The 17,690-nt window shown below is 70.4% G+C and carries 20 protein-coding genes and 1 pseudogene; 11 read left to right on the top strand and 10 right to left on the bottom strand.

Annotated features, from left to right (window positions below):
* The first annotated feature begins 33 nt into the window (after positions 1-33).
* From ACNQOV_RS10680 to ACNQOV_RS10655, 6 genes are all read left to right on the top strand, one after another.
* On the top strand, positions 34-486 hold the full coding sequence (locus tag ACNQOV_RS10680; RefSeq protein WP_416394476.1) for a hypothetical protein: 453 nt from the start codon (positions 34-36) through the stop codon (positions 484-486).
* Between the two features lie 53 nt (positions 487-539).
* Entirely contained in the window at positions 540-1,079 is a 540-nt protein-coding gene (locus ACNQOV_RS10675) for a hypothetical protein (RefSeq protein WP_416394475.1), read from the top strand.
* Positions 1,076-1,717: a hypothetical protein gene (locus ACNQOV_RS10670; RefSeq protein WP_416394474.1), complete on the top strand. Its 642-nt coding sequence runs from the start codon at positions 1,076-1,078 to the stop codon at positions 1,715-1,717. The genes ACNQOV_RS10675 and ACNQOV_RS10670 overlap by 4 nt, the downstream gene beginning before the upstream one ends.
* 128 nt (positions 1,718-1,845) lie before the next feature.
* A complete protein-coding gene (locus ACNQOV_RS10665) occupies positions 1,846-2,346 on the top strand; it encodes a hypothetical protein (protein WP_416394473.1) in 501 nt (166 codons plus the stop codon).
* A 113-nt stretch (positions 2,347-2,459) separates the two neighbouring features.
* Positions 2,460-2,906, top strand: a complete 447-nt coding sequence (locus ACNQOV_RS10660; RefSeq protein WP_416394472.1) for a hypothetical protein — start codon at positions 2,460-2,462, stop codon at positions 2,904-2,906.
* Between the two features lie 161 nt (positions 2,907-3,067).
* Positions 3,068-3,520, top strand: a complete 453-nt coding sequence (locus tag ACNQOV_RS10655) for a hypothetical protein (protein WP_416394471.1) — start codon at positions 3,068-3,070, stop codon at positions 3,518-3,520.
* Between the two features lie 402 nt (positions 3,521-3,922).
* Here ACNQOV_RS10655 and ACNQOV_RS10650 read toward each other — a convergent pair whose 3' ends face one another.
* The 5 genes and pseudogenes from ACNQOV_RS10650 to ACNQOV_RS10630 form a co-directional block, all read right to left on the bottom strand.
* Positions 3,923-4,297: a hypothetical protein gene (locus ACNQOV_RS10650; RefSeq protein WP_416394470.1), complete on the bottom strand. Its 375-nt coding sequence runs from the start codon at positions 4,295-4,297 to the stop codon at positions 3,923-3,925.
* Between the two features lie 163 nt (positions 4,298-4,460).
* Positions 4,461-4,937, bottom strand: coding sequence for a DUF4395 domain-containing protein (locus ACNQOV_RS10645; RefSeq protein WP_416394469.1), 477 nt, complete (start codon positions 4,935-4,937; stop codon positions 4,461-4,463).
* Positions 4,934-5,410: a TlpA family protein disulfide reductase gene (locus ACNQOV_RS10640; protein ID WP_416394468.1), complete on the bottom strand. Its 477-nt coding sequence runs from the start codon at positions 5,408-5,410 to the stop codon at positions 4,934-4,936. The genes ACNQOV_RS10645 and ACNQOV_RS10640 overlap by 4 nt, the downstream gene beginning before the upstream one ends.
* Before the next feature lie 92 nt (positions 5,411-5,502).
* Positions 5,503-5,847 carry a hypothetical protein gene (locus ACNQOV_RS10635; protein ID WP_416394467.1) on the bottom strand — a complete coding sequence of 115 codons (345 nt, stop codon included), beginning with the start codon at positions 5,845-5,847 and terminating at the stop codon, positions 5,503-5,505.
* Positions 5,848-5,859: 12 nt separating this feature from the next.
* A pseudogene (locus ACNQOV_RS10630) lies at positions 5,860-6,015 on the bottom strand (TMEM175 family protein); the annotation flags it as partial.
* Between the two features lie 128 nt (positions 6,016-6,143).
* Here ACNQOV_RS10630 and ACNQOV_RS10625 point away from each other — a divergent pair.
* The 3 genes from ACNQOV_RS10625 to ACNQOV_RS10615 are packed head-to-tail and all read left to right on the top strand — an operon-like array spanning position 6,144 to position 10,409.
* Positions 6,144-6,362 carry a DUF1653 domain-containing protein gene (locus ACNQOV_RS10625; protein WP_416394466.1) on the top strand — a complete coding sequence of 73 codons (219 nt, stop codon included), beginning with the start codon at positions 6,144-6,146 and terminating at the stop codon, positions 6,360-6,362.
* Between the two features lie 39 nt (positions 6,363-6,401).
* Complete coding sequence (locus ACNQOV_RS10620) at positions 6,402-6,896, top strand: hypothetical protein (protein ID WP_416394465.1); 495 nt, start codon at positions 6,402-6,404, stop codon at positions 6,894-6,896.
* A 33-nt stretch (positions 6,897-6,929) separates the two neighbouring features.
* Entirely contained in the window at positions 6,930-10,409 is a 3,480-nt protein-coding gene (locus ACNQOV_RS10615; RefSeq protein WP_416394464.1) for a TM0106 family RecB-like putative nuclease, read from the top strand.
* Here ACNQOV_RS10615 and ACNQOV_RS10610 read toward each other — a convergent pair.
* The 4 genes from ACNQOV_RS10610 to ACNQOV_RS10595 form a co-directional block, all read right to left on the bottom strand.
* Positions 10,406-10,849 (bottom strand): SseB family protein, encoded by a 444-nt coding sequence (locus ACNQOV_RS10610; RefSeq protein WP_416394463.1) that lies wholly within the window; start codon positions 10,847-10,849, stop codon positions 10,406-10,408. The two genes, ACNQOV_RS10615 and ACNQOV_RS10610, sit on opposite strands and share 4 nt — an antisense overlap.
* A 199-nt stretch (positions 10,850-11,048) precedes the next feature.
* The gene (locus ACNQOV_RS10605) at positions 11,049-11,717 is read right to left on the bottom strand and encodes a GOLPH3/VPS74 family protein (protein ID WP_416394462.1); all 669 of its coding nucleotides are present in this window, start codon (positions 11,715-11,717) and stop codon (positions 11,049-11,051) included.
* Positions 11,718-11,809: 92 nt separating this feature from the next.
* Positions 11,810-12,613 carry an SDR family oxidoreductase gene (locus tag ACNQOV_RS10600; protein ID WP_416394461.1) on the bottom strand — a complete coding sequence of 268 codons (804 nt, stop codon included), beginning with the start codon at positions 12,611-12,613 and terminating at the stop codon, positions 11,810-11,812.
* Positions 12,614-12,735: 122 nt separating this feature from the next.
* Entirely contained in the window at positions 12,736-13,644 is a 909-nt protein-coding gene (locus ACNQOV_RS10595; RefSeq protein ID WP_416394460.1) for an HNH endonuclease family protein, read from the bottom strand.
* A gap of 57 nt (positions 13,645-13,701) precedes the next feature.
* On the opposite strand from ACNQOV_RS10595, the gene ACNQOV_RS10590 reads away from it, so the two are divergent.
* Together ACNQOV_RS10590 and ACNQOV_RS10585 are read left to right on the top strand one after the other, a co-directional pair.
* Positions 13,702-14,247: a cysteine hydrolase family protein gene (locus ACNQOV_RS10590; protein ID WP_416394459.1), complete on the top strand. Its 546-nt coding sequence runs from the start codon at positions 13,702-13,704 to the stop codon at positions 14,245-14,247.
* Positions 14,248-14,279: 32 nt separating this feature from the next.
* Complete coding sequence (locus ACNQOV_RS10585) at positions 14,280-15,059, top strand: aldo/keto reductase (RefSeq protein WP_416394458.1); 780 nt, start codon at positions 14,280-14,282, stop codon at positions 15,057-15,059.
* A gap of 564 nt (positions 15,060-15,623) precedes the next feature.
* Here ACNQOV_RS10585 and ACNQOV_RS10580 read toward each other — a convergent pair.
* On the bottom strand, positions 15,624-17,690 hold a 2,067-nt coding region (locus ACNQOV_RS10580; RefSeq protein ID WP_416394456.1), incomplete at its 5' end, for a DEAD/DEAH box helicase.

Here is a 17,690-nt window from a genome sequence, read left to right as displayed (position 1 = left end):
GGTCCGCATGCTCCTGCCAGTAAGGACTCCTCGATGACCCCCGAACAGTCCCACGAGAACGTGATGAGCATCTTCCGAGCCGTGAAGTCGGTGGTCGGAGAGGAGGGTTGGGACGAGGGAACAGTGTCGGAATGGAACGACTGTTCGTCAAACGGCGATGACGGTGCTCAGTTCACGCTCACGGCCATCCGGAAGCATCCGTTGCCCTCGGCACCCGATGAGGTGACCCGAGATGTCGCCAAGGCATTGCAGGCAGACGTGGGGTTGGACGGTGTTCCGGTGCAGCATGACGACACGCTGCGTCCTCCGCGCACGGTCGTGTCCTACCCCAACGGCTACAACGGCGGGACCGCCGCGGACGGGTTCGGCGTGGAGTTCCAGTCAGGCACAGACTTCGCCAGCCTCCTCGTGTGGGGACATTGCGTACCCGGGGAAGTGCCGGACCTCGGTACCCAGCTGAATCCGCGCCCCACCGATCTCCCGTAGTGCAACTCGGCGCAGTGGTCAGGCGCAGATCACCGATGGGCGGACCTCGGCGCTTGGCCGCGCTCGCAGGAACAGTCGTCGTCGCCACCTTCGTCGCGTCGTGCGGTGCGGGCCGCCCGCACGATCCCGCCAGCGTTGACGCGACGATGAACATCGAAGAATCCCACCAAGACGTTCTCAAGGTCGTCGCCGCGGTCCAGGGCGTCGTCGGGACGGATGGTTGGGCTGACGACGATGCGGGCTGGAACATCTGCAGCAGTGGCGGGACTGCCGCTGCGCAGTACACGTACGCAACGACGCGCAAGCTTCCATTGCCTGGTACTCCTGACGACGTCGCGGGGAAGGTCGCGCAAGCACTGGACGCGATCGGCTACGAAGGAGCGCGCGTGCAGCACGAAACGACGCTGACACCAAAACGCACGGTGATCGGGTACCCGAACGGCTACAACGGAGGTACTGCACCGGACAAGTTCGGTATTCAGTTCGGGGTCAACGACGGATACGCCGACCTCTCGGTGTACGGACACTGCGTGCCCGGCAACGTGCCGAAGCTCGGCAGCTCCTTGAATCCTCGACCTACCGACCTCCCGTGATGCGGCTCACCACCCCACGCCGACGCGGCGTTCGTTACGAAGCTCGGGCAGTCCCCGTGCGGCGCCGTGTGTCGGAGATCCAACATCGTGGCCGAGGCGCTTTCGGGCTCGCGATCGCGATCTCTGCGGCTCTCGTCGTGACCAGCTGTTCGGGCGCGGACCCGTTCGCCGAGGCGACCAAAGACTCGACAATGACCCCGCAACAGGCTCATCGGAACGTCAACGACGTGTTCGACACGATCAAGGGCGTGGTGGGTGAGGACGGATGGGACGACGACTTCGAGTCGTCATGGGATTCCTGCCCGGCACCGTCCGGCACCTCGCAGTTCAGCTTGTATGCAGCGCGCCGGTTGCCCCTGAGCGACTCACCCGATGCGGTGACGAAGCGGGTCGCCGCTGCGCTCGAAGCCTCCGGCTACGACGATGTGCGTGTCCAGCACGACACGACTCTGCAGCCACCGAGGACCGTGATCGGGTATCCGAACGGGTACAACGGCGGCACCGCGCACGACGGATTCGGAATTCAGTTCCAGTCCGGCACTGACTACGCGGCGACGATCATCTCCGGCCACTGCATCCCCGGCGAGCCGCCGAAGCTCGGAACCCCGCTGAACCCGAGTCCCACGGATGTGCCGTAGTGCGATACACCGCTGCGAGCCTTCGGAAGAGTCGGTGGGTCGCGGGTGCGTTCAGCGCACTCGTCGCGATCCTCATCACCGGCTGCTCCGACACGGAACCTCACGCCCCAGCGAGCAAGGACTCATCCATGACGGTGCAGGAGTCACATCAGAATGTGCTCGACATCTTCGCCGCGATCACGTCGGTCGTCGGAGAGGACGGTTGGGCCGAGGGGACCGAGTCTGAATGGAACGGCTGCTCCTCGCAGAGCGGAGCGGGCGCGCAATTCATGCTCACCGCGATCCGGAACCAGCCGCTCCCTGGCACGCCGGAGGATCTGACGAAGCAGGTCGCACAGACGCTCGAATCGAAGCTGGGCATGAAGGGCATCCGAGTCCAGCACGATGAGACGCTGTCGCCTCGCCGGACGGTCATCGGGTATCCGAACGGCTACAACGGCGGGACCGCTGCCGATGGGTACGGGCTGCAGTTCCAGACCGATCCTGGTTTCGTCGGCGTCATCATCTACGGGCACTGCGTACCCGGGGGCCCGCCCAAGCTCGGGACGCCGTTGAACCCCCGCCCTGCCGATCTCTGGCAGGAGCGGGCGTCGGTTCACGTTCGAGTGGCAGACAGGACGGACCGGTGAATCGAGATACTCGTCGTTGGCTTCCGACAACGACCGTGGTCGGGATCGCCGCGCTGCTCATCAGCGGCTGCGCGGGAACGGGTCCGCACACACCTGCTGAGAAGGACTCTTCCATGACGGTCGCACAGTCCCACCGAGACGTGCTGAACATCTTCGCGGCGGTTCAGTCCGTCGTCGAGAAGGACGGCTGGAGCGATGAGCAGCCAGCCTGGTTGATCTGCGGAAGCGGTGGCCATGATGCGGCTCAGTACACGTACTCGGCCACTCGCAAACTGCCTCTCCCCACCACTCCGGACGAGCTGACGAAGCGTGTCGCCGACGCTCTCGACACGATCGGCTACGGCGGAGCTCGGGTGGAGCACGATGACACGCTCACGCCGCCGCGACCGGTCATCGCGTACCCGAACGGCTACAACAGGGGAGCGGCTGCTGACGGCTTCCTCGTGGAGTTCCAGGCCTTCGATTCCTACGCGGATGTGTCGATCACGGGACATTGCGTCAGCGGAAAGGCTCCGAAGTTCGGGACGCCGTTGAACCCTCGACCGACCGATCTCCCGTAGGAGCATGAGTCGACGAATGAACGAGCGGCAGAGAGGACTCACCGGTGACCACACGCCGTAGACGCTTGGCCGCGATGGCCGCGATACTGGCGTTCAGCGTGCTCCTCTTGACCGCATGTTCCGACACCGGTCCCCATGCTCCTTCCAGCAGGGACTCGTCCATGACCCCCGAGCAATCACTCAAGAACGTGTTGGACATCTTCGAAGCGGTGAAGTCGGTCGTCGGCGAAGACGGCTGGGAGGCGGGAACGCAGTCGAATTGGCTCGGCTGTTCATCGAACGGTGACGACGCCGCACAGTTCTCGCTCGTCGCCATCCGGAAGCATCCGCTGCCCGCAGCACCCGACGAGGTGACTCGAGATGTCGCGAAGGCCTTGCAGACCGACGTGGGGTTGGGCGGCGTTCCCGTGCAGCACGACGACACCCTTCGTCCGCCACGGACGGTCGTGTCGTACCCCAACGGCTACAACGGTGGGACTGCTGCGGACGGGTTCGGCGTGGAGTTCCAGTCCGGGACGGACTTCGCCAGCCTCATCGTGTGGGGACATTGCGTGCCAGGGGAAGTGCCGGACCTCGGCACCCCTCTGAATCCGCGCCCCACCGATCTCCCGTAGTGCAGCTCGCCGGAGCCGTCGCACGTTCGTGAGCAGAAATGGTCGGTTCGCAATCGAGAACGCGACCACTTCTGCTCACCAAGCGGACGGCCTCAGGCGCGCCGGTACCGCGTCGCCGGCTTGCCCGGCCCGACGGCCGCGCGCGACCCCGTGTCGACGAGCAGCGGCAGCATCGCCCGGCGTACGAAGCTCGCAAGGAGGCCACCCCGAACGCCACGATGTCGTCGTGCCCTGCACGGGTGGCCGAGCCTGCGTGCGGACGACCTGGTCGCGCTGAGCGAGCAGGCGCTCGCGACGCACTGAGCCGTCGCGCGCTCGAGCGGTGGCGGGGGAGGATGTCGTGGGGGGATCCTCCGCCGTCGCCGACGAGGCGGGGGCGAGCCGCGCCTCCAGTCCGTCTGTTCAGAGCGCGCTGCGCGCCCGCTCCACCGCTTCGATGAAGCGAGGGATGCCCCACAGCAGGAAGGTCGGCTCGATCCCGGTCCGCAGGGTGAGCCGGACCTTCTTGCGCAGGCCGCTCGACACGTCGTCGAGTCGGGCGATCTCGTCGCCGGGGATCCCGAAGTCGGAGCGGGCGAAGTTGAGCGGGTGGGCGGTGAACCAGAGGACCTCGGGCGTGAGGGTGAGGCGCCCGCCGACCTCGATCCGACGGCTCGGGCGGGAACTGGTCGGGGGCGCGTAGCCGGGGATGATGTCGGACGCGCCGGAGTTCTCGTCGTCAGCGAGGTAGGTCGCGATCTTCTTGAGCAGGACCGTGGAGGCGTCGGTGTACGCCACGGCTACGCCTCCGCGGTCGTGCTGTCGGCGGTCGGGCGCGCTGGTGCAGTGTGTTCCCCCATGCGGTCAGCCTACGAGACCGGTGCGGGGAGGCCGGGAGGCGCGGATCACCTCGACGACGCGACGTGCGTCGCGTGGGTGGGTCGCGCCTCCTGGCCCGTGATCAGGCGGCCGTGCGCTGGCGGAAGACGCCCGCGCGGACCAGCCACACGTAGAGGAGGCAGCCGATGCAGACGTCGAAGACGGCGTTCAGGAACGCGGCGACGAGCGCGATCGCGGCGCCCACCGTGGCGGCGTACGGGACGCCGACGAACGCGAGGACGAGGGCGAGGGCGGTGATGACGAGGCCGACCTGCTGGGCGAAGGTCGGGGGCTCCGGGGCCTCGAGTTCGGCGGGCGGAGCGAGTCTCGGGCGGACGAACCGGCGGAACAGGGCGCCGTACGGGTGGCGGCGGATGCCGGCGATGCCGCCGATCGCGAAGAGGACGACGATCGCGGCGAGCAGCACGATGCCGGCCGCCCACGTCGCGGGGATCAGGCTGAGGACGATCGTCGCCGCGAGGAGGACGGTCGTGATGGCGGCGCCGAACCTGGGGGAACGGGGATCGATGCCGCGGGCGGGGTCGTTCGTGGCGGTCATGGGGACTCGTCTCCGGGGGTCGGTGCTGCTGCTGTCAGGACGGTGTCGAGGGCTGCGGTGAGCTCGGCCGGTCGGGGCGGACCGCCGAACCGGGTGTGCACGGCGTGGCTCCGGTCGAGGAGCAGGACCGTGGGGGTCTGCATGACGGCGAAGCGGCGGGCGAGCTCGGGGCGCTCGGCGAGGTCGATCTCGAGGCGGGTGACGCCAGGGTTGGCGGCGGCGACGGCGTCGAGCTGACGACGGGTGGCCGGGCAGCGGGCGCACGTCGGCGTGGAGAACTGGACGAGGGTCGCGTCGGTGCCGAACGCCTCGGAGGGGGCGAGGTCGGCGGTGGCCGGGTCCGTGGCGGTGGTGTGTGGGTCACGCGGCTGCGTCCGGCGGGCTCGACCGGTCCGCGAGCGCAGCAGCAGGCCGAGGACCGTGGCGAGTGCGAGGACTCCCACGAGGACGGCGACGGCCGAGGCGACGGTCATGCCGTGACGGTACGTCCTCCGGTGGCCGTCGGGCACCGAGATGACCGCGTGTGACGGGCCGCGGCGCGTGGGCGGCGTCTGCTTCGGTCGGGTCAGGCGCGGGGCGTCGGCAGCAGTCGGGCGAGGATGCCCTGCAGGACCAGGAGGAGCACCCAGTACAGGCCGACCGATGGGAAGATGATCGAGAGGACGAGCGCGAGGGCGAGCAGCACGGCGGCGATCGGACCCTTCCGCCAGTCGCCCAACGGCGAGGACAGCAGCTCCGGGGAGCGGCGGAGCTCCCACTCGATCGCGGTCAGCGTGAGGCTCGTCACGACCATGCTGCCCAGGTACAGGGCGTGTGCGACCCGGTCGCCCTCGACCTCGGTGTTGAGCAGGTTCGCGGCGAAGGGCAGGAACGCGATGCTCACGAGCCACACGAAGTTGAGCCGCATCACACGGAGGTTGTACGACCGCACATGCTCGAACACCTGGTGGTGGAGCGTCCAGAACCGGGCGATGACCCAGAAGGTGATGAAGAACTCGAGGAGCGCCGGCCAGTGCTCCTGCAGCAGATCGCCGCCCCCCCCGGTGAGCTCCCCGGCCAGGTCGACGAGCGGGAGGATCAGGATCGTGATCGCGATGGCGACGGTCGCGTCGGAGAAGTTTACGAGGCGGTCGAGGCCAGGTTCGGTGCGGCCGGCTCGGTCATGGAGCCGAGTCTAGGGACCGCACCGGCCCTAACATCGGGAGCATGATCGACAACGTGATGCCCGGACGGTACCGGCACTTCAAGGGCGGGGAGTACGAGGTCATGCTCGTGGCCCGTGACGTGAAGACCGAGGAGCCGGTCGTCGTCTACCAGGCGCTCTACGGCGAGCGGGGACACTGGGTGCGGTCGCTCGCGGACTTCACCGCGTGGGTGTCGCGGGACGGGTACGAGGGGCCGAGGTTCGTCCGGATCGAGGCGTGACAAGCCCCATCATTAGGCTTTGAAGAGACAGGGGTGCAAGTGGACGTCGATTGGATTGGGGCGCTCATCGGCGCGGTTGCCGGAGCTGTGTTGACAGCTTTGGTCGGGTACGGCGCATACCGAATCGAACGCGCGAAGGTCGAGCAGCAGGCATTGCGCGAGCTCGCGCTGTCATTGAGCGAGCGTCGCGCCTTCCGTATTCCGACGCCGCAGATCGTGCCGGGTGCGGCAGGACTCGCCGACTTTGCTCAGCTGAACAGCAGCATCGTCTCTGCCCGCGAAGTGATCCGGGACACGAGGTCCAAGCTCGTGCACAAGGAGGCGGCTCAGAGAACACTCACCGCGATGATCCAACTCTGTAATGGCTATCTGGAGGACAGCGCTGCGGGGCCCGATCAATACTGGTTCCTCGCAGCTGCGCTCCGGGACGACCTCCACCAGCAGCTCGAGGAGCTTCCGATGAAGTTGCGGCCGGTCCCGGTCCCTGGGAGCGGCGCCTTCCCGCCGTCCCGCGGTGTCGGCGGGCAGCCCTAGGCTCGCAGGGCACCGACGAGACGGGGGAGACGCATGCAGATCGGCGGCGACGGGCAGGTCCTGCTCAGCCCGAGCGACCTCTCGACCTGGGCAGCGTGCGAGTGGGCGTTCCTCCGACGCCTGGACGCCAAGCTCGGCCGGGGCGAACCGCTGCCCGAGGTCCACGACGACATGCTCGAGCGGACCGCACGGCTCGGCGACCAGCACGAGCTCGACTACCTCGAGATCCTCAAGGGCTCGCACCAGGTCGTCGAGTTCGACCGTCCGGCACCGGCCGGCTACGCCCGCGCCGCAGACGAGGCGCTCGCAGCGATGCGCGACGGCGCGGACGTCCTCTACCAGCCGACGTTCCACCGCCCCGCGGTACCCGACGCCCCCGGCTTCATCGGGTTCGCGGACTTCATCATCCGCAACGACCGCGGCGCGTACGAGGTGTACGACACCAAGCTCGCCCGCCACGCCAAGATCAGCGCGCTGCTGCAGCTCGCCGCCTACGCCGAGCAGATGCAGGCGCACGGCATCCCCACGGGCGAGCAGGTGCACCTCGTGCTGGGCGACCGGACGACGACCACGCACGACCTCGCCGACATCGCCCCGGTGTACCGGACGCAGCGCGCCGAACTCCAGCGGGTGATCGCCGAGCGGATGGCGGCGGACGACGAACTCGCCTGGGGCGACCCGCGATACGCCAGCTGCGGCCGCTGCCCGATCTGCACGACCCAGGTCACGGACCACCGCGACCTCGTGCTCGTCGCCGGCATGCGCCTCGACCAGCGGACGAAGCTCATCCGGGCCGGGGTGCGGACCATCGACGAGCTGGCGGACCGCACCGCGGCCGTCCCGGCCATGTCGCGCGGAACGCAGGCCAGGCTGGTGCGTCAGGCGCGCCTCCAGGTCGAGTCCGAGACGAGCGGTGGCCGCGCGCCGGTCTTCGACGTGGCGGACCCGCGCGCCCTCGACGCGATCCCGGAGCCCGACGCGGGCGACGTCTTCTTCGACTTCGAGGGCGACCCGCTCCACACCGAGGACGGCGTGCACTGGGGACTCGACTACCTCTTCGGGCTGGTCGACCCCGAGGCCCGCTTCACGGCGTTCTGGGCGCACACGATCCGCGACGAGCGGCAGGCGCTCGTGGACTTCCTGGCGTTCGTCGAAGCCCGACGCGAACAGCACCCGGGCATGCACATCTACCACTACGCGGCGTACGAGCGGACCCACCTGCTCTCGCTCGCGGCGCGTCACGGTGTGGGGGAAGACGCCGTCGACGACCTGCTCCGGGCCGGTGTCCTCGTCGACCTCTACCCGATCGTCCGCAAGGCACTCGTCGTCGGCAGCCGCAGCTACTCGATCAAGAAGCTCGAGCCGCTGTACATGGGGTCCGACCTGCGCCTGAGCGACGTCACGAACGCGGCCGACAGCATCACCGCCTACGTCGACGCGATCGAGGAGCTCCGGAACGGCGACCGAGCGGCCGGGCAGCACATGCTCGACGAGGTCGCCGACTACAACGCCTACGACTGCCGCTCCACCCTGCGCCTGCGCGACTGGTTGCTGTCGCTCCGCGCTGCGTCCCCGGCGCCGGAGGTCGACGACACGGTCGAGCTGTTGCCGCCGATCCCGGTCGACCGCGAGCCGAACCCGGTGTACACGGCGCTCGCCGCCACGCTCGACGGGGTCGACGCCCTCGACCGCACGCCCGACCAGACGGCGCTGGCGCTCGCCGCAGCCGCGATCGACTACCACCGCCGCGAGGCGAAGACCTTCTGGCAGGACCACTTCGACCGCCTCCGCAACCCGGTGGACGACTGGGCCGACACCCGCGATGTCCTCGTCGTCGAGCGGGCATCGGTTGAGCGAGACTGGGACACGCTGCCGCGTGCCCGCTCGCAGTCACGTGAGCTCCGGTTGTCGGGGACGCTCGCGCCTGGCTCGCGGCTCCGGCCTGGAGGCACGCCCCACCTCGTGTACGACGACCCGCTCCCGCCGTCGATCACCGCTCCGGCACCGGGATCGAAGGGCGCGTCGGCTCGCGCGGTCGTGCTGGACGCGTTCGACAACGGCGAGGCGTTCGAGGTGATCGTGAAGGAGAGCCTCCCGGTGGGCGGGCGCGAGCCGCACCACGACTTCCCGGTCGCCCTCGCACCGGCAGCTCCGCCGCGCGCGAAGCCGCAGCCCGAGGCGATCGGGGAGTGGGGCCAGCAGGTCCTCGACGCGTTGCCGGCGATGCTGCCGGACCCCGCGTTCGACCTGCTCCGACGGGTCCCGCCGCGGGGTCTGATCATGCCCGTGCAGGGCGACGACACGGTGTCCGCGGTGGTGACCACGCTGCTCGGCCTCGACCGGTCGTACCTGGCGATCCAGGGACCTCCCGGGACGGGCAAGACCTACGTCGGCTCGAACGTCGTGGCCCGGCTCGTCCGCGAGCACGGCTGGCGCGTCGGGGTCGTCGGCCAGTCGCACGCGACGAGCGAGAACTTCCTCGACTCGGTCGTGCGCGCCGGCGTCGCACCCGACCGCGTCGTGAAGGTCCCGAAGGCCGGCACCACGGACGAGGACGTCGAGTCGGCCGAGTGGACCGCCGTGAAGAACGGCGCCGCGATCGCCGCGTTCCTGTCATCGTGCGCCGAGACGGGCACGGGCGGTGTCGTCGGCGGCACCGCGTGGACCTTCGCGAACGAGTCGACGGTCGCCCGTGGCTCCCTCGACCTGCTCGTGGTGGACGAGGCCGGGCAGTTCTCGCTCGCGCCGACGATCGCCTCGTCGGTGGCGGCGACCCGGCTGCTCCTCCTCGGTGACCCGCAGCAGCTCCCGCAGGTGTCGCAGGGTTCGCACCCCGAACCGGTCGACGAGTCGGCGCTCGGGTGGCTCGCGGACGGTCAGCACGTGTTGCCGGACGCATTCGGGTACTTCCTGGCGCGGACACGGCGGATGGAGCCCGCTCTGACCGCCTCGGTCTCCGCCCTGTCCTACGACGGGCAGCTCGCCTCGATGGTCTCCGGCCGACACCTCGCGGGCATCGACGCCGGCGTGCACCCGGTGCCGATCACGCACGTCGGCAACACGACGTCCTCGGAGGAAGAGGCCGCCCGCGTCGTGGAGCTGGCCCGGGACGTCGTCGGACGTCGCTGGGTCGACGGTGACACCGAACGGGTGCTCACGGACGAGGACGTCATCGTCGTCGCGCCCTACAACGCGCAGGGCGCGGTCATCCGCGAGGCCCTCGACCGCGCAGGACTCCGGGGGACGCAGGTCGGCACGGTGGACCTGTTCCAGGGTCGGGAGGCCGTCGTGTCGATCGTGTCGCTCGCGGCGTCGAGCGCAGCGGACATCCCACGGGGACTCGACTTCCTGCTCATGCCGAACCGGTTGAACGTGGCGTTGTCCCGGGCGAAGTGGGCGGCGTACCTCGTCTACTCGCCGGCGCTCGCCACGGGCCTGCCACCCTCGATCTCGGGGCTGTCGCTGCTCTCCCGCTTCATCGAGCTCGTCGAGCCCGGTCTCAGCGCCCGCTAGGCGCCCGGGTCGCTCCGGTCGGGGTCCTCGTCGGTCGACGGGACGCCGCTGCGCAACCGCGCGCGCATGGTCGCCAGGACGTCCGCGTGCAGGAAGTTGGCGTCCGCAGCGCTCGTCGGGTCGACCACGATGCCGAACTCCTCCGGCAGGGCCGTCACGAGCTCGGACATCGGGATCGGCCGTCCCTCGGAGTCAGGTAGGCCGGCGGCGAGTTCGGCCGGGTCGGTGAAGACCGGGACGAACGGCTTGTCCCGGATGACCACGTGCGCGACGCTCCCACCGTCCGGAGTCCCCTCGGGCCGCCACGGCACCCACGCGGCGCTGCGCAGGAAGCCTGCGGGCGAGGTCGCCATCCGCCGGCGGAGTTCGGCGGCCGCGGTCGGCGGGGCGTTGTCGACGCCTCGACCGAAGGCCGATCCCGAGTGGTCGTTGGTGCTCATGCGGTGCTCTCCTGACGATCGACGACCATGCTGTCACGTCCGACCGGCTCGTCCGGGCGGCGTGCGGCAGGCGCGGACTGGACGGGAGGGGCGATCGTGCGGGGCTGTTGACCGTTCTGGTTCGCGAAAGCCGGGGATCGCGAACCAGGACGGTCACGAAGCCGGAACGAAACCACTCCGCCGGACGCAGCCGTCGGCCTCAGCTCGACGAGATCGCCGCCGTCGTGGCCGCGGTGCTCGCCATCAGGGCGGCCGTGATGGCCGCCGCCTGGATGTCCTCGAGCACGGCCTTCACGGCGGGGCTGGCCCAGCTGCCCGAGGTGATCTCCTGCAGGCGGGCCCGGTCGACCGTGCCGAACTGCTTGCGGAGCGTGTTCGTCGCGTCGAGCAGACCGATCACCGCCGCGGCGAACGCCGTGGGTTCGGCGCGTCCGGCCAGGACGTCTCCGATGCTCGCGCGGAGCAGTGCCTCGGGTCCGCCGTCCCGCTCGGGGTACTTCGTCGTGGGGAAGATGCCGAGGGCCTTCCCCTGTTCGAGCGTGATCACGCCGCGTGCGATCAGTCCGGCGAACACGTCGTCCCGTAGCGGTCGCTTGGCGATGCGGGTGACCCACCACTTCGCCGGGCGGGGCTTGTCGGCGGCCGCGATGGTGCCGACTACGCCGTCGAGGACCGGGTCGCCGGTGGCCGCACCGTTGACGACCCGGACGAGGCCGTCCCGCAGTGAGACGACCCGGCGCAGGGCGAGATCTGCGAGGACGGCTCCGGCGAGCCCGTTGTCGAGCGTCTGGACGTCCGTCGACCAGTGCCCGTCGGCCTCGACCTGGAGCAGCGCGAACGCCTGCGGCACGGAGAGTTGCTCAGCCATGTCCGCAGCCTGCCACGCGTGGCGGGGGTGCGCCGCGCCTCCAGGCCGACGCCCAGCGCACGCCGAGGCGGGCGCGCGCCGGGCCGCGTGACTCAGTACGCGGCGGACTGGCCGCCGTCGATCGGCACGACCGTGGCGTTGACGTACGAGGCGTCGTCGGAGAGGAGGAACGCGACCACCGCGGCGATCTCGGGGGCCTCGCCGTAGCGCTTCGACGGGTTGACCTGGATGAACTCCTCGGCGGCCTTGCGCGGGTTCTCCGGGTCGAGCTGCTTCATCGAGTTCTCGACCATCGGCGTCCAGATGGCACCGGGGGCGATCGCGTTGATGCGGATGCCGTGGCGGCCGTACTCGACGGCCGAGTTGCGGGTGAGGCCGACGACGCCGTGCTTCGCCGCGGCGTAGCCGGACTGGTTGCCGATGCCGCGGATGCCGCCGACGCTCGCGGTGTTGACGACCATGCCGGAGCCCTGCTCGCGCATGACCTTGAGGACCTTCTCGAGGCCGAGGAACACGCCACGCAGGTTGATCGAGACGACCTTGTCGAACTCGGCGGCGGTGAACGACTCGGTGGGGTTCTGCTTGCCCTCGATGCCGGCGTTGTTGAAGAACCCGTCGATGCGGCCGAAGCGCTCGGTGGTGGCGGTGACGTACGCCTCGACCTGCGCCTCGTCCGAGACGTCGGCGACGGTGGTGAGGACCTCGGCGTCGGGCGTCGCCTCGAGGACGGCGGCCGTGGTGGCTTCGAGGCCCTCGGCGGAGACGTCGACGAGCGAGAGCGACGCACCCTCGGCGGCGAGGCGGACGGCGGTGGCGCGGCCGAGGCCGGAGCCGCCGCCGGTGATGAGGACGACGCGGTCGGCGAAGCGGGCGGTCGACGTGCTGGGTGCGGTCATGGTGTGGAGGCCTCCTGCGGTCTTCGACGGTGAAGGGCTCGGGGTCCGCGGTGGAGCAGCGAGTCCGAACGATGCGTTCGCATCGAGGGAAGATAGGCTACACCTGTTGTCCAGCTGTCCCCTCAGCAGTTCCTGAGGATCCGGGTCATCGCGTCCCGCTCCGCCGGGGTCACCCAGAGTCGGTAGCTCGACTTCACCGACACCTGGTGCTCGACGTAGGTGCAGCGGAACGCCTTGTCCGCCGGCAGCCACGTCGCCGCGTCGCCCGACCGCTTCTGCGAGTTGGAGTGGCCGTCCACCGCGAACAGGTTCTCCGGGTCGTTGGCGAGGGCCTCCCGCTCCTGCTGCGACAGCTGCTGGGCTCCGGTCCGCCACGCGTTCTCCAGCGCGACGACGTGGTCGATCTGCACGAGCGTCGAGGTCGTGTTGCCCCGGACGAAGTCGATCCTCGCCCCGGTGTACGGCGACACGAGGGTCCCGGAGAGCACCCGGCACGGACCCTGGCGGCTGATCGCCGTGAGGTCCCGCGCCAGCACGTCGTTGCGGGTGTCGCACCCGTTGTGGTCGACGTCGAGCCAGGCCGTGCCGAAGTCGGCGACCCGGTCGTACCCGGTGGCGGGCGCCTTGCCCTTGACGGGCAGTGCCCCGAGCTGCGCCCGCGCGGTGGCCGCGTCCGCGCGGGCCGCGGCCGTACCGGTCGGCTGCGCTCCGTCCTGCGATTGCGCTCCGTCCTGCGGCTGCGCCGGACTGGAGGCGCGGCTCGTCCCCGTCGCCGAGGGTTCCGCCTCGATGGTGGGCGCGTCGGACGCCGCGGAGGCGGTCGTCGGGCCGACCGCGGCCTCGGCATCGGGTGCCAGGACCCCGGCGGTGTGGAGCGCGTACCCGCCGACGGCGAGTGCGAGGAGGACGAGGACGGACGTGAGACTCGTGCGGGTGCGGCGTCGACGGGACGTCATGCGGGGGTGGGACTCGTGGTGGTGCGGTGGTGCGGGCCGGACGGCCTCGTCGATGATGGCGGACACCTCGGACATCGCCCCGGACCCCGGCGGAGGGTCGGCCGCCCGGCCCGCCGGAGTAGCGTCCACGAAGTGGGCACCGCACTCATCGTCATGGACTACCAGAACAGCATCGTCGAACGACTCGGCACCGACGAGGCCCTGGCTGCGGCGACGGCAGCGGTCTCGGCCGCCCGTGAGCGCGGCATCCCGTTGGTCTTCGTGCGCGTGGCGTTCCGGCCGGGCGCACCCGAGGCCGCGCGCACGAACAAGATGTTCGGCGGGATGCGGGAGCGCATCGGTGCCCAGGCTCCGGGGGCGACCGACGTGCACTGCGCGTTCGGTGTCGGGGACGACGACCTCGTCGTGACGAAGCTCCGCGTCAGTGCCTTCGCCGGGTCGGACCTCGAGGTGCTGCTCCGCGGCCTCGAGGTCCGCGACCTCGTGCTCGCCGGGATCGCCACGAGCGGCGTCGTCCTCTCGACGCTGCGTCAGGCGGCGGACCTCGACTTCGGGGTGACGGTTCTCTCGGACGCATGCACCGACGGCGACGCGGAGGTCCACCGCGTCCTCACCGAGAAGGTCTTCCCGCGGCAGGCCGAGGTCGTCACCGTCGCCGAGTGGACCGCCTCGCTCTGAACCGTTCCGCGGGCACGGCGTAGACACGACGCATGACCGATTACGCGAACCCGTCCGTGTCCGTCACCGGTGGGTCGATGCCGCTCCTCGGCTTCGGCACCTGGCAGATCGCGGACGCTGATGCGCCCGCCGCCGTCGGCGAAGCCCTGGCCGCCGGCTACCGCCACATCGACACCGCCACCGGCTACCGCAACCAGCGCGGCGTCGGGAGGGCGATCGCCGACTCCGGACTCGCCCGCGACGACATCTTCGTGACGACCAAGCTGCCGCCGGACAACGCCGACCGCGTGCGGCAGACCATCGAGGAGAGCCTCGACCAGCTCGGTCTCGACCACCTCGACCTCTGGCTCGTGCACTGGCCGCCGAACGGCGAAGCGCGTCCCGACGTGTGGGAGCAGGTCGTCCAGGCTCAGTCGGACGGCCTCACGAAGGCGGTCGGCGTCAGCAACTACTCGCTCGCCCAGATCGACGAACTCAACAGCGCCACCGGGGTCACCCCGGCCGTGAACCAGATCAAGTGGAGCCCCGTCGAGTACGACGGCGCCGTGGCCGACGGACTCGCGTCGCGCGGGGTCGTCCTCGAGGGCTACAGCCCCTTCAAGGCGAGCAACCTGCAGGACCCGACGCTCGTCGACATCGCCCGGTCGCACGACGCCGACAGTGCCCAGGTCATCGTCGCCTGGCACGTCGCCCACGGCTTCGTCGTCATCCCGAAGTCGTCGAACCCTGAGCGCATCCGGTCGAACGCCGCCGGTGCCCGGATCGAGCTGTCCTCCGACGAGGTCTCGGCGATCGACGCCCTCGCCCGCTGACCCGTGCTCGCACCCCTCGCGCACCGGCTCCCTGACGGGAGGCTGACGGGAGGTTGACGGGAGGCGCGGTGCGGGCCCGACCCGCGCCTCCCGTCCCGCGCGGCGAGGGTTCCGCCGCCTGGTGGCGGGGTCGCGCCCCTCGCCACACCGCGCACGGTGCGGAGTTCGCCAGCGAGTGCGCGGTCGGCGTGTCGCGCGGTGCTGCGCACGGTGCGAGGTTCGCCGGCTGGTGCGCGGCTGCCCGCTTGGTGCGCGCCTACAACGTCGCACCGAGCGGGCAAGCCCGCACGTGTTGACGGAGGCCGCACCGTGCGGTGCCCGCCGCGGTGCTGCGCACGGTGCGGCGTTCGCTGGCCGGTGCGCGGCCGGCGGGTTGCGCGGTGCTGCGCACGGTGCGAGGTTCGCCGGCTGGTGCGCGGCTGCCCGCTTGGTGCGCGCATACAACGTCGCACCGAGCGGGCAAGCCCGCACCGGCTGACGGACGCCGCACCGTGCGATGCCGCGCCCGCGCACGGCCGGCGCCCACCCCGGCACCCGGCCGACGCGCCGTCGCCCCGGCGCGCGTCAGCCCAGCAGCGAGCGGATGTCGTCGGCCGTCAGGTCCTCGGCGAAGAGGGCGTCGTCGTCGATCATCGTGCGGAACAGCTCGGCCTTCTTCGCCGCGAGCGCGAGGACCTTCTCCTCGATGGTGTCCTCCGCGATGAACCGCTGCACGTTCACCGACCGGGTCTGCCCGATGCGGTGCGTCCGGTCCACCGCCTGGTTCTCGGCAGCAGGGTTCCACCACGGATCGAGCACGAACACGGTGTCCGCCTCGGTCAGGGTCAGCCCGAAGCCGCCGGCCTTGAGGGAGATGAGGAACGCCGGGGCGGTGCCGTTCCGGAAGCGGTCGATGACCTCGGGGCGCCGCCGGGTCGAGCCGTCGAGGTACTCGTACCCGACACCGCGGTCGTCGAGCGCCGTGGCCACCATCCGGAGGAACGAGGTGAACTGGCTGAACACGAGGGCCCGACGGCCCTCGGCCGCGAGCTGTTCGAGTTCGTCGAGCAGCAGGTCGAGCTTCGCCGAGGGAACGGCCCCGGACGCGTCCGACGCGTCCGACGACACCAGCGCCGGCGACAACGCCAGCATCCGCAGCAGCGTCAGCGACCGGAAGACGATCATCCGGTTCTTCGCGAGGTCGTCGATGAGGTCGAGGACCTTCAGCCGCTCCCGGTTCAGGGTGCGCTCGTACAGGGCCCGGTGCGCGGGGTCGAGCGTCACCCGGACGACCTGCTCCTGCTTCGGTGGCAGGTCGGCGGCGACGCTCTCCTTCGTCCGCCGGAGCATCAGCGGCCGGATCCGTCGACGGAGCCGCTCGGTGAGCTCCCGTCGGGCCGCACCGCGCAGGTCGGGGGAGCCGAGCGGCTTCACGTAGTCGTCCCCGAACCGGGACCACGACGACAGCAGCCCCGGCGCGACGATGTGGAACAGGGCCCAGAGGTCGGTCAGCCCGTTCTCGAGCGGCGTCCCCGTGATCGCGAACTTCACCGGCGCCCGCAGGTCCGCCGCTGCCCGGTGCGTCTGGGACTGCGGGTTCTTCACGAACTGCGCCTCGTCGAGCACGAGGGCCGCCCACGGCAGGTCGGTGTACGCCGGGGCGTCGAGCCGGAGGAGCGCGTACGACGTGACGACGACGTCGGACTCGGCGGCGGTGCGCGCGACGAGCGACGGGTCCTTGAGCGAGGTCGACTCGATCGTGGTGACCCGCAGCGACGGTGTGAACCGGGCCGCCTCGACCGCCCAGTTGCCGACGACGGAGGTCGGCGCCACGACGAGGAACGGCGGCGCGCCGGGGTCCGTGCGGGCGGCCGCGATCATCGTCAGCACCTGCAGCGTCTTGCCGAGGCCCATGTCGTCGGCCAGCACCCCGCCGACGCCGTGCTCCAGCAGGAACGACAGCCACGCGTACCCGGCGTGCTGGTAGGGACGGAGTTCGGCGTGCACGGTGTCGGGCACCGGGACAGCTGCGGGGGGTGTGGCACCGAGCAGCCCGGACGCGATCGCCTGCCACCGTTCGTCGTGCGAGGTCTCGTCGGCGAGCTGGTCGAACTCCGACCACAGTCCGGCCTGGAGCGGGGTGACCGTCATCGGCTGGTCGGGTTCCCACTCGTCGAGGTCGCGCGCCTCGTCGATGAGTTCCTTGAGCCGGTCGAACGCCGGGTCCGCCAACGACAGGTAGGAGTTGTCGATGAGCTTCATCCGCCGGTCCCGCTTCGCGAGCGCCCGGAGCAGCGGCGTGAACGGCACCTGCTCGCCGTTGACCGTCACGAAGATGCCGAGGTCGAACCAGTCGTGCTTGTCCGACGGCATGGTCGTGACGCGGATGTGCGGCCGTCCGCTCAAGCGTTCGTAGTCGACGCGTTCGCCCTGCACGACGGTGCGGACACCGAGCCCCGGCAGCTCCGGCAGCAGCTCGTTCGCGAAGACCGCGACGTCGGCGCCGTCGATCGTGCCGTCCTCGAACCACGCGAGTCCGCCACCGGGTCCGGTCACGACGTGGTCGGCCGAGGGGCCGGGAGGCGCGGCTCGGCCACCGTCGTCGGCCGCGGTCTCCGGGGCGCTCGCGTCCGCGGCGGGGCCGTCGTCGAT

This window comes from Curtobacterium sp. LFS084 (genome assembly GCF_047977705.1).
Classification (GTDB): Bacteria; Actinomycetota; Actinomycetes; order Actinomycetales; family Microbacteriaceae; genus Curtobacterium.
The sequence above is the reverse complement of the archived record's forward strand: the minus strand, read 5'-3'. Positions and strand labels throughout refer to the sequence as shown.